Origin of the sequence: Arthrobacter sp. PAMC25564, from assembly GCF_004798705.1 — a bacterium.
GTDB lineage: Bacteria > Actinomycetota > Actinomycetes > Actinomycetales > Micrococcaceae > Arthrobacter.
This window is the reverse complement of the sequence record NZ_CP039290.1, coordinates 481,363-494,692: the sequence shown is the minus strand read 5'-3', so window position 1 is coordinate 494,692 and position 13,330 is coordinate 481,363. Positions and strand designations below refer to the sequence as shown.

The 13,330-nt window shown below is 65.8% G+C and carries 12 protein-coding genes; 6 read left to right on the top strand and 6 right to left on the bottom strand.

Annotated elements, in window-relative coordinates; all coding sequences use genetic code 11:
- Positions 1 to 26 precede the first annotated feature (26 nt).
- The 4 genes from E5206_RS02265 to benA form a co-directional block, all read right to left on the bottom strand.
- Positions 27 to 854, bottom strand: coding sequence for a 1,6-dihydroxycyclohexa-2,4-diene-1-carboxylate dehydrogenase (locus tag E5206_RS02265; RefSeq protein ID WP_136321072.1), 828 nt, complete (start codon positions 852 to 854; stop codon positions 27 to 29).
- Positions 854 to 2,425, bottom strand: a complete 1,572-nt coding sequence (gene benC / locus E5206_RS02260; protein WP_136321071.1) for a benzoate 1,2-dioxygenase electron transfer component BenC — start codon at positions 2,423 to 2,425, stop codon at positions 854 to 856. The genes E5206_RS02265 and benC overlap by 1 nt, the downstream gene beginning before the upstream one ends.
- 125 nt (positions 2,426 to 2,550) lie before the next feature.
- Entirely contained in the window at positions 2,551 to 3,087 is a 537-nt protein-coding gene (gene benB, locus E5206_RS02255) for a benzoate 1,2-dioxygenase small subunit (protein ID WP_136321070.1), read from the bottom strand.
- A gap of 36 nt (positions 3,088 to 3,123) precedes the next feature.
- Positions 3,124 to 4,506: a benzoate 1,2-dioxygenase large subunit gene (gene benA, locus E5206_RS02250; protein WP_136321069.1), complete on the bottom strand. Its 1,383-nt coding sequence runs from the start codon at positions 4,504 to 4,506 to the stop codon at positions 3,124 to 3,126.
- A 322-nt stretch (positions 4,507 to 4,828) separates the two neighbouring features.
- Here benA and catA point away from each other — a divergent pair, with 322 nt between their 5' ends.
- Both catA and E5206_RS02240 read left to right on the top strand, forming a co-directional pair.
- Positions 4,829 to 5,725: a catechol 1,2-dioxygenase gene (gene catA / locus E5206_RS02245; protein ID WP_136321068.1), complete on the top strand. Its 897-nt coding sequence runs from the start codon at positions 4,829 to 4,831 to the stop codon at positions 5,723 to 5,725.
- 456 nt (positions 5,726 to 6,181) lie between these two features.
- Entirely contained in the window at positions 6,182 to 7,507 is a 1,326-nt protein-coding gene (locus E5206_RS02240; RefSeq protein ID WP_136321067.1) for a benzoate/H(+) symporter BenE family transporter, read from the top strand.
- A gap of 197 nt (positions 7,508 to 7,704) precedes the next feature.
- Here the strand turns inward: E5206_RS02240 and E5206_RS02235 are convergent, their stop codons facing one another.
- Positions 7,705 to 9,132 (bottom strand): amidase, encoded by a 1,428-nt coding sequence (locus E5206_RS02235; RefSeq protein WP_136321066.1) that lies wholly within the window; start codon positions 9,130 to 9,132, stop codon positions 7,705 to 7,707.
- A 121-nt stretch (positions 9,133 to 9,253) separates the two neighbouring features.
- Here E5206_RS02235 and E5206_RS02230 point away from each other — a divergent pair, with 121 nt between their 5' ends.
- The 3 genes from E5206_RS02230 (at position 9,254) to E5206_RS02220 (ending at position 10,910) form a co-directional block, all read left to right on the top strand.
- Positions 9,254 to 9,580, top strand: coding sequence for a rhodanese-like domain-containing protein (locus tag E5206_RS02230; RefSeq protein ID WP_136321065.1), 327 nt, complete (start codon positions 9,254 to 9,256; stop codon positions 9,578 to 9,580).
- Between the two features lie 18 nt (positions 9,581 to 9,598).
- A complete protein-coding gene (pheA, locus tag E5206_RS02225; RefSeq protein WP_136321064.1) occupies positions 9,599 to 10,579 on the top strand; it encodes a prephenate dehydratase in 981 nt (326 codons plus the stop codon).
- A gap of 94 nt (positions 10,580 to 10,673) precedes the next feature.
- Entirely contained in the window at positions 10,674 to 10,910 is a 237-nt protein-coding gene (locus E5206_RS02220; protein WP_136321063.1) for a hypothetical protein, read from the top strand.
- Here E5206_RS02220 and E5206_RS02215 read toward each other — a convergent pair.
- The gene (locus E5206_RS02215) at positions 10,907 to 11,971 is read right to left on the bottom strand and encodes a diacylglycerol kinase family protein (RefSeq protein ID WP_136321062.1); all 1,065 of its coding nucleotides are present in this window, start codon (positions 11,969 to 11,971) and stop codon (positions 10,907 to 10,909) included. The two genes, E5206_RS02220 and E5206_RS02215, sit on opposite strands and share 4 nt — an antisense overlap.
- Before the next feature lie 77 nt (positions 11,972 to 12,048).
- Here E5206_RS02215 and serS point away from each other — a divergent pair, with 77 nt between their 5' ends.
- The gene (serS, locus tag E5206_RS02210; protein WP_136321061.1) at positions 12,049 to 13,329 is read left to right on the top strand and encodes a serine--tRNA ligase; all 1,281 of its coding nucleotides are present in this window, start codon (positions 12,049 to 12,051) and stop codon (positions 13,327 to 13,329) included.
- Position 13,330 lies beyond the last annotated feature (1 nt).

The following is a 13,330-nucleotide window of genomic DNA, read 5'->3' as shown; positions in this document are numbered from 1 at the left end:
GCGGCGGGCATCCATCACCGGCGGCCTTAGCCCAGGTCTCCGCCAGCGACTGGAAGGATGCTGCCGGTCAGGTAGGACGCTTCATCTGATCCGAGGAATACGATGGGCGCGGCCTGTTCGTCCAGGGTTCCGTAGCGCTTCAAAAAGGACGACTCCACGGTTTGGTCAACGATCGCCTGGTACCAAGCCTTTTCCGTGGTGGACTCAGCCTCCGGCCCACGCTTGACCTTGCGGGGCGGTGCCTCGGTGCCGCCCGGGGCGGTCGCGACCACGCGGATGCCGCGTCCGCCCACCTCCATCGCCAACGACTGCGTCAGGGCATTAACGCCACCCTTCGCAGCCGCGTAAGGCACGCGGTGCAAACCGCGGGTGGCCACCGAGGAAACGTTGACGATGGTGCCCGAACCCTGTTGCAGCATGGCCGGCAGCACAGCCCGGCAGGTCCAGAGGGTGGGAAAGAGCGAGCGGCGGATCTCCTTCTCGATCTTGTCCTCGTCGTACTCTTCGTAGGGGCGGGCCCAGATGGTGCCGCCTACATTGTTGACCAGCACGTCGACCCGGCCGTGGGCGGCCAGCGCCGCCTCGACGGCTTGCTGCGCCCCTGCGAAGGTCTCGAGATCAGCGGTCACAGCGGTAGCCGAGCCTCCTGAACCGGAACCCTGTGCGGCCTCCTGGATCTCCCGTGCCACGTCATGGACCAGTCCGGACCGGTCCACCAGGACCACCGCGCCGCCCTCGGCACCGATCCGCTCGGCCACTTTCTGGCCAATACCCTGGGCGGAGCCCGTCACGACGGCTACCTTGCCGGCGTACCGGCCCGGAGTAACGAACTGTCCCGCATAAGGGCGCGACATCAGCGGCCGGCCTTGGCATCGATCGCCGCGGCCATGGTTTCCTTGGCGTCCCGTGCGTGGGCCATCATGACCTCCCGCACCCGAGCCTTGTCCTGGCGCTCGAAGGCATCAACGATATCAAGGTGGTCCTGCGTGACCCGCTCGAAGATTCGGGTCCCCGGTTCGAAGGCCGCAGCCATCTGTGCGTGGACGTCGAGCCTGCGGTAGGACTCAAGCAGCATGGGGTTGTCGCAGACAATGAAGAGGTATTCGTGGAACTCCTCGTTGGTCCGCGCGAACTCATCCGGTTCCCGGACGGTGCCGGCAGCCACAGAGCGCGTGGTGGCTTCGGCGAGCCGCCGGAACTGGGACAGCTGTTCCTCGCTGAGGCGGCCCAGCATCAGCTCGCTCACCGCGAGCTCCAGGCCCATGCGGGCGTCCAGTTGGGCGAAGCTGTCCTCCTTGCGGAAATCCAGCCGGCCGGTCTCCAGGGAGGAGACGGCCTCGCTGCGGGTCATCGTGTCGCCTTCGGCCTGGATCTTCTCCGTGGGTGCCGGTGCCCCCGTTTCGGCGTCGCCGCCGGTGGCCTCTTTCGGGGCAAAGCGCTCGAAGTAGAAGTTGGCGGGCTTGATGCCCTCGGAGTCCAGCCACTTCGAAACGGCATTGACCATGGGCGGCGGGCCGCACAGGTAGATGTCAACATCGCCGTCGTTCAGGTGGGAGGGTTCGATGATCTGTGGGACATAGCCCGTGTGGGGAGCGGACGTGCCGGGTTCGGAAGCAATGTAGTCCCAGGTGAATCCGGGTACCTTCGCCTCATATTCCCGCAGCCAGTCCAGCCCGGCGATGTCCGCCTCGCGGGACACGCCGTAAATCAGATGGACCGGTACCGACGGCGGGTTCTCGGAGAGCTTCTCGAGGATGGACAGGAGCGGGGCCAGGCCCGTGCCGCCTGCCAGGAGCAGCAGGGGGCGCTTGGGCTCCCGCAGGAAGAACGAGCCGTACGGACCGGTGAACTCGATGGTGTCGCCCACCGCCGCCCTGTCGCGCAGGTATTCGGACATCGCGCCCTGCGGTGTGACCCGCACCATGAACGAGGCATCCTGCACCTCGGGGCCGCTGCTGAAGGAGTAGGAGCGCTCCGCGTCGGTTCCGGGGACCTTGAGGTTGACGTACTGGCCCGGGAGGAAGGCCAGGGCGTCCCGGTTTTCGACCTCAAGGGCGAAGGAAACCGTGGTTTCCGAGTGCTTGTTGAGTTCCTTCATGGTGGATGTGAAGGTGGAGGCTGAGGTTTTCGCGGATTCCGACGTGGCAGGAATCTGGATGGCCAGATCCGACTCCGGGACAGCCTGGCAGGTGAGCAGGTAGCCCTTTTCGAGCTCTTCCTCCGTCATCGCGTCGTCAATGTAGTCGCCCGGGTCAAAGGTGCCGGAATCACAGAAGGCCTTGCAGGTGCCGCAGGCACCGTCCCGACAGTCTGATGGAATGTTGATGCGTGCCTTGTACGCGGCGTCCATCACGGTCTCGTGGTCGCCGACCTTGATGACTTTGGTGACGCCATCCTCGAAGCTGAGGGCTACTTTGTGGCCCATGGTTTCCTCCTGGCTGGGGGTCGTTGTCGTCGCGACCCGGGAAAGTGCGGACATGCCCGGCGGGCACGGGTTTCGGAACGGTCGAGGCCGGTGCCCGGGAGGTGCCGGGCACCGGCGTGTGGCCGTCAGATCATGTAGACGTCCACCACGTGGTGGATGTAGTCGTTCTTCAGAACGACCTTCTTTTTCATGATTACCGGCTCGGCGCCGGCGAGGTCGATCGTGTAGAAGCTGGTCCCGAAGTACGTGTCTGTGGTGTTGTAGCGGAAGTACAGGGTGAACCAGTTGAAGCGCACCTTCACTTGGTCACCGTCGTGCCCCACGATCTCGATGTCTGTGATGTTGTGCCCGGTACGGGGCTCCGGGAGGGAGGTGGCTGAAGACCGGTCCGTCTTGATCCGGAAGACACGGTCTTCAATGCCGCCGCGGTTGTCGTAGTAGATGAGCGAGATCTCGTTCTGCGGGTCCTCGGTCAGACGGTCGTCGACGTCCCATGCGGGCATCCAGAACTCGGAGTCCGGGTGGTAGCACTGAAGCCACTCGTCGAACTGGCGCTCGTCCAGCAGGCGGGCTTCCTTGTACAGAAAGGCACGGACAGTTTCGAGGGTGGCGATCTCCTCGACGGTCTTGAGTGCCGCAGTTGGTCTGGTCAGGTTTGTCATGGGTTATGCACTCTCTCTGGTTCGACGTGGACGCGGTCAGGCGGTGACGGGAACGGTATGCAGTGCGGAGTGCTCCTCTTCCGCCAGCGCCCGGTCCATGACTTCCTTCCAGTACCCGTGCTGGACGGGGTAGAGCCCCTCGTCCTCGGTGCGCACCCCGGAAGCGATGACCTTGGTCATGCCCAGCGCCTGGGCCTGTTCGTCGGGGCCGGCAATCTCATGGGTGGACCCGCGGGTCATGTCGTTCCATGGGGCCGAGGTGGCCCAGTAGGTCTTGTTGCAGGACCGGAACTCCTCAAGGTCGTCGGGTGTGGCCATGCCGGTGGCGTTGAAGAAGTCCTCGTACTGTCGGATGCGCTTGGACCGGTTCTCCTGCGATTCACCCTTGGGCGCGATGCAGTAAATCGTCACCTCGGTCTGGTCCGCGGAGATGGGACGGAAGTGGCGGATCTGCGAGGAGAATTGGTCCATGATGTAGACATTGGGGTACAGGCAGAGGTTCCGCGAGATGTTGATCATGAAGTTCGCCATCTCCTCGCCGTACTTTGCAACGAGCTCCTCGCGGCGGTCCCACAGAGGACGGTCCTCCGGGTTGGTCCATTCCTGCCACAGCAGCAGGTGTCCGTGTTCGTAGGAATAGAAACCGCCCTTGACCTTGCCCCACTTGCCGGCGTCCATGGCCTTGGTGGTGTTGGCGGAGTCGCCAGCGCTGCGGCGGGCCGTGGTGGCGGCGTAGTTCCAGTGCACGGCCGTGACATGGTAGCCGTCGGCGCCGTTCTCGGCCTGCACCTTCCAGTTGCCGTCATAGGTATAGGTGGACGACCCGCGCAGCACCTCAAGTCCCTCCGGGGACTGGTCCACGATGGAGTCGATCACCTTGGTAGCGTCCCCCAGGTGCTCCTCGAGCGGGAGCACATCCGCCTTCAAGGAACCAAAGAGGAAGCCGCGGTAGGAGTCGAAGCGGGCGACCTTGGTGAGGTCGTGGGAGCCCTCTTTGTTGAAAGTCTCCGGGTAGCCGGCGTTGCGGGAGTCTTTGACCTTCAGCAGCTCACCGGAGTTCTTGAACGTCCAGCCGTGGAACGGGCAGGTGAAAGTGGTGCGGTTATCCGTCTTGCGACGGCACAGCATGGCGCCGCGGTGTGAGCAGGCGTTGACGATGCAATTGAGGTTTTCGTCCTTGTCGCGGGTGATCACCACGGGAGTGCGGCCGATGTTGGTGGTGAAGTAGTCCCCGACGTTGGGGATCTGGGACTCGTGGGCGAGATAAACCCAGTTGCCCTCGAAGATGTGTTTCATCTCCAGTTCAAAAATATCTTCATCGGTAAAAATTTCGCGCTTGGCCCGGATGACGCCGTTCTCACGGTCGTCGATCACGGCGTCTGCAAGGACCTCGCGGACATGGGTCAGGTTCTCGGTCATGGCGTGCTCCTTCATTGGAGAGTGCTGGACGGATGGTCGGGAGGTCCGCGCCAGGCGGCGGTGGGTGCCCCGGGGACGTTGTGAGGCAATTCTTCCCTATCGTGACCGCACTCACATCAGGCAAACACCTAGGTTCGACCAAGGGTGCCTTTATGTACGCTTTATGACAAAAAACCGGCCAAATCGATATTTGTAGCGTTCTTATTTCATGCCTACGATGAGACAGACATCACGCGAAGCGGCGTTGCAGCAGGTTGAAGCCTGCGCCCAGCGCTTCGCAGCGGGTGCAGGAGCCCTTCCTGGCCCCTTTTCAATGAGGACTATGGAGATCACCATGACTGAGACCCAAGCGGAGAGCCGCAAAGAGAACGAGGGCACGGCCGTCGAGGCCGGCTCAAAGGCCACCGAGCGTTTCACCGCCTCGGGCAAGCTTGCGCGGCTGGATGTGCCGAAGGAAAGGGTGAGCCTGCTGGCGGGGGCACTCATCAAAGCCGCCAATGACATCGTCGTCGAACACCAGGTCACGTACGAGGAGTACAACGCACTCAAAGCCTGGCTCATTAAGGTGGGAACTGACGGTGAATGGCCGCTGTTCCTCGACGTGTGGCTGGAGCACACTGTGGAGGACGTCAACTCCCAGGACCGCCCCGGCACCGTGGGTACCATCGAAGGACCCTACTACGTGCCGGGCTCCCCGGTGCTCCAGACCCCGGGCACTGTCGAAATGCGTGAGGACGAGGAAGGCACCCCGCTGCACTTCAGCGGCCGCTTCACCGATACGGATGGCAACCCGATCCAGAACGCCCAGGTGGAGATCTGGCACGCCGACAGCGCCGGTTTCTACTCCCAGTACGCGCCGGGCCTCCCCGACTGGCTCTTCCGCGCCACGGTCAAGGCAGACGACGACGGCCGCTTCGAAATCAACACGATGCGCCCGGCGCCCTACCAGATTCCCACGGACGGGGCCTGCGGGCAGCTGATCAGCGCAGCAGGCTGGCACGCCTGGCGTCCGGCGCACATCCACATCAAGGTTTCCGCGCCTGGCTTCCAGCCCGTAACCCAGCAGCTGTACTTCCCCGGTGATCCCCACAACGCGGATGACATCGCCTCGGCAGTCAAGCCTGAGCTCATGCTTGACCCGAAGCCGCGCACGGACGGCGGGGCAGGCGAAGAAGTGGTCTATGACTATGTCCTCGCCAAAGAGGGCCAGCACAAGTAAGGGCCACCGCTCAGGACTTGGTGCCGGCGCCTCCGCCCGGCACCGAAGGCGCCCCGGAGTGCAAACTCCGGGGCGCCTGTACTTTTTTGCCGCCCTTGCCAGGAGCCCGAATGCCGCCATCCCATCAGGAGCCACCCGCAGTCACCCCGTGGGAGCCGCCGTGGCTCGGGCCCGAGAGCGGTCAGCCTGGCCGTTGGAGCGGCGGGGGGCTTTACTTAGGGCCAGCTTGCGTCCTGGGTGTTTGGCAGCTGGTCTGGTCCCCGTCAGCGAACCCCTGGCGCTTATCGCACCCTGGTGACAACCCCCGTTACTTTGTTAAGAGCTCCTGGGACCGATACGGGCTTGGGGTTGCGGGCCAGCAACCCCGATTCTTGCTCGTTCAGGGGCTATAAGAAAGGTAACGGGGTGGCGGTGGCGGACCGGTAGGAGCATTGTCATCGTCGATCAGGAGCAACCATGCCCAGTCCAGCCTCAGAGCCGCCCACACGGGAACCCGGGGGGCCTGCCGCGGCGCCCAAGCGTTCACCGCTGCTCGAACGCCCCGCGCTCCGGCCCGCCGGGGTGCGCGACCTGATGCGCGACATCGCCCCGCAGTATGTCAGCAATGGGGTGATCGGGCTGATCTTTTCCGCCTCCGGGCCCATCGCGGTGACCCTGGCCGTCGGCGCGGCCGGCGGTCTGAGCCAGGCCGAGCTGGCCTCGTGGGTGTTCGGCATCTTCCTCTCCGCCGGCCTCGCAACCCTGGTGATGTCCCTGCTCTACCGCCAGCCCCTCGGGTTCGCGTGGTCCATCCCCGGCACGGTGCTGCTGGGCCCGTCCCTGCAGCACCTGACTTTCCCGGAAGTGGTGGGAGCGTTCTTCGTCTCCGGGGTGCTCATCCTCGCCCTGGGCGCAACCGGGCTGGTGCGACGGATCATGGCGGCCATTCCCATGCCCATCGTCATGGCCATGGTCGCGGCCGTGTTCCTGCGCTTCGGCACCGACATCGTCGCCTCTTCCCAGGCCAACCCTGTGGTCGCCGGGCCGATGGTGCTGGCTTTCATCGTCCTGACCGCCGTGCCAGCCCTAGGCAAGTACCTCCCGCCGGTGTTGGGCACCCTGGTGGTCGGCATCGTCGCCGTAGCGGTGAGCGGGCAGTTCGCGATGGAGTCCGGAGCCGGGCCCGTCATCGCTACCCCGGTGTTCACCCCACCCGAGTTCACCTGGGCAGCGCAACTGGAACTGGTGGTGCCACTGGCTATCACCGTCCTGATCGTGCAGAACGGCCAGGGCGTGGTCGTTCTGCGCGCCGCCGGCCACCATCCACCGGTCAACGCCTTCGCCATTGCCTCCGGCGGGTTCTCCGTGCTCAACGCCGGATTCGGCGCCGTCTCGGCGTGTGTGACGGGCCCGACCAACGCCCTGCTGACCTCCTCCGGGGACAAACACCGCCAGTACACAGGTGCGGTGGTCTATGGCCTGCTGTCACTGGTATGTGCGCTGCTGGCCCCGACCCTGACCCGGTTCATGCTCGCCACCCCCGAGGCCTTCGTCCTGGCCCTGGGCGGCATTGCCATGCTCAAGGCCCTCCAGCAGGCCTTCGTCACCGCGTTCTCCACGACCTTCACCCTCGGCTCACTGGTGACCTTCGTCGTCACGATCTCGGGTCTGAATCTGCTCAACATCCACGCCGCGTTCTGGGGCATCCTCATCGGCTACGCTGTCTCCCGCCTGCTCGAGCGGCACGACCACTCCGCCTCGCCACAGTTGGCATCACCAAACGATCAGTCCGGCGCCTCGTAAAACCACAGTTTGATATGAAACTGGGTGACTGTTGACTTCGTTTGGGGGCATTTTCACAGTTGGGAAGGGCGGTTCCTGTTGACGCCGGACCCGAGATTTCCCCGCACGGCACTGCAGGCTGTCCGCGACACGAGGTCCGGAACCGCCATTCGAGGCTGAAAGAAAACCGCCATTCCCAACCAACAGCCACGCGCGGGTCAGAAACCCAGCTGGGCAGCCACCTGCAGCAGCAGCGCCTCGGACCCCATCGGCCCGATCAGCTGGATGCCCATCGGCAGGCCGGCACCTTTGGCGCCGCCGGTCCAGTGCACCGGGATGCTGACGGCCGGCAGCCCGCACACGTTCACCATCGAGGACCAGGGCGCGTATTCGCACTGCTTGCGGTAGTCGCCGTCGGCGTCTCCCGTCCACTCGGCCGCGGGCCAGTAGCCGTCGCCGTGGGCGGCACCGGTGAACCAGCCCACCGGGCGGGGGGTCTGGGCCAGTGCGGGCGTCAGGATGAGGTCCCAGGCGGAATACTGGGCGATCGTGTCCCGCTGGAACTGCCGCAGGAACCCGAGGGCGTCGCTGAGCCTGGCTGGACTGCGCTGGTGGGCGCGCCGCCGGAACGTCCGTGTGAGCGGGGTCAGCAGCGCCTCGCGTTGGGGAGCGATCCGGGCGCTTCCGACGCCGGCGGTCCAGGCCGTCGTGAACGCGTCCGGGTAGCGGTTGTCGTAGCGGATGGCGGCTTCCGTGGTTTCGTGGCCGGCCGCCTCCAATAATCTGATGCCTTCCGCCAGGGCGTCGAGCGACTCGTCCTCCGGGGCGCAGGGGAAGAGCGCGTGCCACGGGCTGTCCAGGCTGACGCCGATCCGCAGCCTGCGCGGTTCCCGGGAGGCCTGCGCAAGGTAGCCGGGCCCGGGGGTCCCGGGCGTCTCCGGAACCAGCGCATCGAGCATCAGCGCCGCGTCCGCGGCGGAGCGGGCCAGCGGACCCGCGACCACCAGGCCGGCCGGATCTCCGCTGCTTTCTCCCGCGGGCACAAGCCCCCGGCCGGGTTTCAGCCCGACGAGGCCGCAGGCCGCCGCGGGAATGCGGACCGAGCCGCCGCCGTCGCTCCCGGGGGCGAAGGGCAGCAGCTCCGCGGCCACGGCGGCAGCACTGCCGCCGGAGGAGCCCCCGGAGCTGCGGCTGAGCGCGTACGGGTTGCGTGAGGGCGGTGCGATCCGGTTTTCGCTGTACGCCGTCAACCCGAACTCCGGAACCTGCGTCTTGCCCAGCGAGATGGCACCTATACCCTTGAGCCCGGCGGCCAGGGCCCCGTCGGCCAGCGGGGGCCTGCGCTCGAGGGCGGCACTGCCGTGGGTGGTGACGACGCCGGCCACGTCCGTCAGGTCTTTGAAGGCGACCGGCACGCCGTGAAGCATGGGCACGGTCCCTGCCCTTGCGGCGCCGGCATAGGATTCATCCGCCGCAGCCGCATCTTTGAGGGCCTGCTCGGCCGTGACGGTGATGAAAGCGCCCAGGTGCGGGTTCCCGGCTGCGATCCGGTCCAGGAAATGAGCCGCCGCCTGTTGGGCCGAGAGTTCGCCCGAGCGCAGCGCGTCACGCAGCCGCACGGCCGAGAGCTCGTGGATTTCAGCCACGGATGGGGTCTCCTCTCCACACTCCTGAATCCCTGAAGCGTAACCTGCCGCCTGCTAGGGCATGGCGCGGGCCGCGGGCGATACGCTGGGACGGACCCTTAGATTTCCGGAAAGGACTTCCATGAGCCACCTCGATACCGTGAAAGTGTCCGAGATCCCCGACGGGGCCACGATCCTGGACGTCCGTGAAGACTACGAATGGGTTGCGGGACACGCCGAAGGCGCCCTGCACATTCCCCTGGACCAGCTTCCGTCCCGGATCGACGAGCTCGACCCGGATGAGGATCTCTACGTCATCTGCCGCACCGGCGGACGGTCCTTCCGCGCGGCCCAGTGGCTCGTGGGCCAGGGCTATTCCGCGCTGAACGTCGCGGGCGGCATGGACCAGTGGCTTGAAACCGGAATGCCGCTGGTGTCCGACAACGGACTCAAGCCGGTCATCCTTTAACCGCAGAAAGAAGTGCCGATGTCCGCTCCAACCGTCACCTACACATTCCTCGGACCCGAGGGCACCTTTACCGAGGCAGCCCTGATGCAGGTCCCGGACGCGGCGGACGCCATCCGCGTCCCGTCCTCGAATGTGAACACGGCGCTGGACAAGGTCCGGGCCGGTTCGGCGGACGCGGCCATGGTGCCGATTGAGAACTCCGTCGAGGGCGGCGTCACGGCGACCCTCGACGCCATCGCAACAGGCCCGGAGCTGCGGATCCTCCGCGAAGCCCTCGTGCCGATCAGCTTTGTCCTCGTGGCCAGGCCCGGCACCCGGATCGAGGATATCCGCCGCATCTCGACCCACGGCCACGCCTGGGCACAGTGCAGGTTCTGGGTTGACACGAATATTCCTGATGTTGAATATATCCCCGGGTCGTCCACGGCCGCCGCCGCACTGGGCCTCCTGGCGGACGGAGCCCGCCACGACGCCGCGATCTGCGCTCCGATTGTGGCCACCCAGCAGCCTGGCCTGGCCGTGCTGGCAGAAGACATCGGCGACAATCCCGGCGCCGTCACCCGCTTCGTCCTGGTGGGCCGGCCCGGCGTGCTGCCCGAGCGGACAGGCGCGGACAAGACCACCGTGGTGGTGCCGTTGCCCAAGGACCGCCCGGGCGCGCTGATGGAGATCCTGGACCAGTTCGCCACCCGCGGCGTGAACCTGAGCCGGATCGAATCCCGTCCCACCGGCCAGTACCTCGGCCACTACTTCTTCAGTATCGACGCGGATGGCCACGTTGCCGATGCCAGGATGGCGGATGCCCTCGCGGGCCTGCACCGGATCAGCCCGGCAACCCGGTTCCTGGGTTCCTACGGACGCGCCGACAGCCACCGGACGAACGTGGCACCGCATACCTCGGACCAGGCATTCCGGGCGGCGCATGCATGGGTGAAAAGCATTCTCACCGGCGCATCAGTGGCCCCTGGACAGGCGCCGGAGGCTTCGCCCACAGCGTAGACAAATGCCAGATGGGGCACTTCCGCCCCTAGAAAACTGTGCGTATGCTTGCCTGATCCATATTGGGGAAGTCCTCTACCAGAGGGAGCAGGTCATGTCAGGCACCAGTACCGAAAATGACGGCCAGGGAATGATTGTCAATCCCAAGCCGACTGCTGAAAACCAGGACTGGGACGGCGACGACGCCGACCGTGCGGACCGGCTGCGCTTCGAAGAGGAGCAGGCAATGATCCGTGAGCAGTCCGAGGCCCGGGCCGCGAAGGCCGCTGCTGAGGCGAAAAAGTCCGCCGCTGCGAAAGACGAAGCCGCGAAGAAGCAAGCCAGCGCCTAGCCCGCTTCGGTGCCTTCCTTCACCCTGACCAGCAGCGAGCCCGGCGCCACCTGGACGGTGACCTTGGTGGCCTCGCCCGAGGGGTCGCCGTCGATCTGCGTCGGCATCGGCTCCGCGCACCGGATCGTGATCTTGCCGGAGCGGTAGTACGTCATCACCGGCAGGGTCCGCTTGTGTTTCAGGACGATCTTCCAGTACATCGCCAGCCAGCCGATCGCGCTGCGCGGGCTCATCACCACCACGTCCAGCATGCCGTCATCGATCATCGCCTGCGGGATGAAGTCGATTCCTCCGGGGATGAGCCCGCAGTTCGCGAACAGCACGCTGCGGATCTTCCGGGTCTGCTCGGCCTGGCCATCCAGCGAAATGGAAACTTTTTTGCGGCGGCCGGGCAGGTGCCGGACTCCCGCCTCGGTGTAGGCCAGCCAGCCAACGGCCTTCTTCAGCCCGTCATGGGTGTCGCCGATGACCTCGGCGTCCATACCGATGCCGGCGATTACCAGGAAGAGGTGTTCCGCGGACTCCGCGGTCCGTGAGTTCTCCACCCTCATGCGCGCCGTATCGATGAAGCGCTGATGCCCGAACAAGGCTGTCTGCACGCTGCCTTGGAGATCGGAGACGTCCAGATGCACATTGCGGGCAAGCAGATTGCCGGTACCGAGCGGGATCAGTCCCATGGCAATGTCGGTGCCGGCCAGGACCGCTGCCACGACGCGCACGGTGCCGTCGCCGCCGCCCACCAGGACGACGTCGGCCCCGTAGTCCACGGCCTGCCGGGCCTGCGAGAAGCCTGGATCCGCGGCGGTGGTGTCAAAGAAGCGGGGCGGGTCCCAACCGGCAGCACGGCAGGCATTGCTGATCAGCACCCGGGCCTCTGCCGACTTGGCTTTGATCGGGTTCATGACGACGGCGACCTTCTGCCGCCCCAGGCCGGGACGGTGTGTTTCTTCCCAGACCGCGCTGCGGGTGTGCTTCGCCTTCAACCGGCGCACGCCCCACCAGCTGGAGGCGGCGAAGGCCAGGACTCCAGCAATGATGAGGTAGAGCAGCCAATCGCGCATGGTGCTCCAACACTATCCCGCCGTTGCCCCGTGGCAGGGTTGCCCACCTGCGGCACCGGATTGGATAGTCTTATCCGGTGATCGACGTAAAAGACCTCAGCGAAAATCCGGACAAGTTCCGGGCCAGCCAGCGCGCCCGCGGCGCAGATGAATCCGTCGTGGACGCGATCATCGCCGCGGACTCGGCCCGGCGCGCGGCACTGATCCGCTTCGAGAACCTGAGGGCCGAGCAGAACGCCTTCGGCAAGAAGGTCGCGAAGGCCAAGGGCGAGGAGAAGCAGGCCCTGCTCGCCGATGTCAAGGTCCTGGCCGCCTCTGTCAAGGCTGCCTCCGCGGAAGCCGACGTCGCACAGGCCACCCATGAGGAGCTGCTCCGGGTGGTCCCCAACCTGATTGAGGACGGCGTCCCGGCCGGCGGCGAGGATGACTACATCGTGGTCAAAACGGTCGGCACGCCGCGCGGGTTCACCGACTTCGAGCCCAGGGACCATCTGGAAATCGGTGAGCTGATCGGCGCGATCGACATGGAACGCGGCGCCAAGGTCTCCGGCTCGCGCTTCTACTTCCTCCGCGGCGTCGGGGCCCGGCTGGAGATGGCGCTGATGCAGATGGCGATGGAGCAGGCCATCGACGTGGGCTTCGTGCCCATGATCACACCCACGCTGGTCCGCCCCGAAATCATGCAGGGGACCGGGTTCGACGTCAAGCACGACGCCGAGATCTACCGTCTCGCCGAGGACGACCTTTACCTCGTGGGCACCTCGGAAGTGGCCCTGGCCGGCTACCACTCGGACGAGATCCTGGACCTCACCGCCGGGCCTATCCGCTTCGCCGGGCAGAGTTCCTGCTACCGCCGCGAGGCCGGTTCGCACGGCAAGGACACCCGCGGCATCATCCGGGTGCACCAGTTCAACAAGATCGAGATGTTCGTCTACACCACGGTGCAGGAGGCGGCCGCCGAGCATGCCCGGCTGCTGGCGTGGGAAGAGGAGATGCTGGCCAAGTGCGAACTGCCGTACCGGGTGATCGACACCGCCGCCGGCGATCTGGGCAATTCCGCGGCCCGCAAGTTCGACTGCGAGGCCTGGGTCCCGACCCAGGGCGCCTACCGGGAGCTGACCTCGACGTCCAACTGCACGACCTTCCAGGCGCGCCGCCTGAATATCCGCGAACGCGTGTTCAACGAGGACGGCGCGCCCAAGGGCACCCGGGCCGTGGCCACGCTGAACGGCACCCTGGCCACCACGCGCTGGATCGTCGCGATCCTGGAACACCACCAGAACCCGGACGGCTCCGTCAACATCCCCGCCGCGCTGCAGAAATACCTCGGCGGGATGACCGTCTTCCCCGTCCTCTGAT

Coding starts and splice junctions, on each gene's coding strand:
- catA (WP_136321068.1), top strand. CDS start 4,829: ATGGAGATCACCATGACTGAGACCCAAGCGGAGAGCCGCAAAGAGAAC.
- E5206_RS02220 (WP_136321063.1), top strand. CDS start 10,674: ATGTCAGGCACCAGTACCGAAAATGACGGCCAGGGAATGATTGTCAAT.
- benB (WP_136321070.1), bottom strand. CDS start 3,087: ATGACAAACCTGACCAGACCAACTGCGGCACTCAAGACCGTCGAGGAG.
- E5206_RS02230 (WP_136321065.1), top strand. CDS start 9,254: ATGAGCCACCTCGATACCGTGAAAGTGTCCGAGATCCCCGACGGGGCC.
- benC (WP_136321071.1), bottom strand. CDS start 2,425: ATGGGCCACAAAGTAGCCCTCAGCTTCGAGGATGGCGTCACCAAAGTC.
- E5206_RS02240 (WP_136321067.1), top strand. CDS start 6,182: ATGCCCAGTCCAGCCTCAGAGCCGCCCACACGGGAACCCGGGGGGCCT.
- E5206_RS02215 (WP_136321062.1), bottom strand. CDS start 11,971: ATGCGCGATTGGCTGCTCTACCTCATCATTGCTGGAGTCCTGGCCTTC.
- E5206_RS02265 (WP_136321072.1), bottom strand. CDS start 854: ATGTCGCGCCCTTATGCGGGACAGTTCGTTACTCCGGGCCGGTACGCC.
- benA (WP_136321069.1), bottom strand. CDS start 4,506: ATGACCGAGAACCTGACCCATGTCCGCGAGGTCCTTGCAGACGCCGTG.
- pheA (WP_136321064.1), top strand. CDS start 9,599: ATGTCCGCTCCAACCGTCACCTACACATTCCTCGGACCCGAGGGCACC.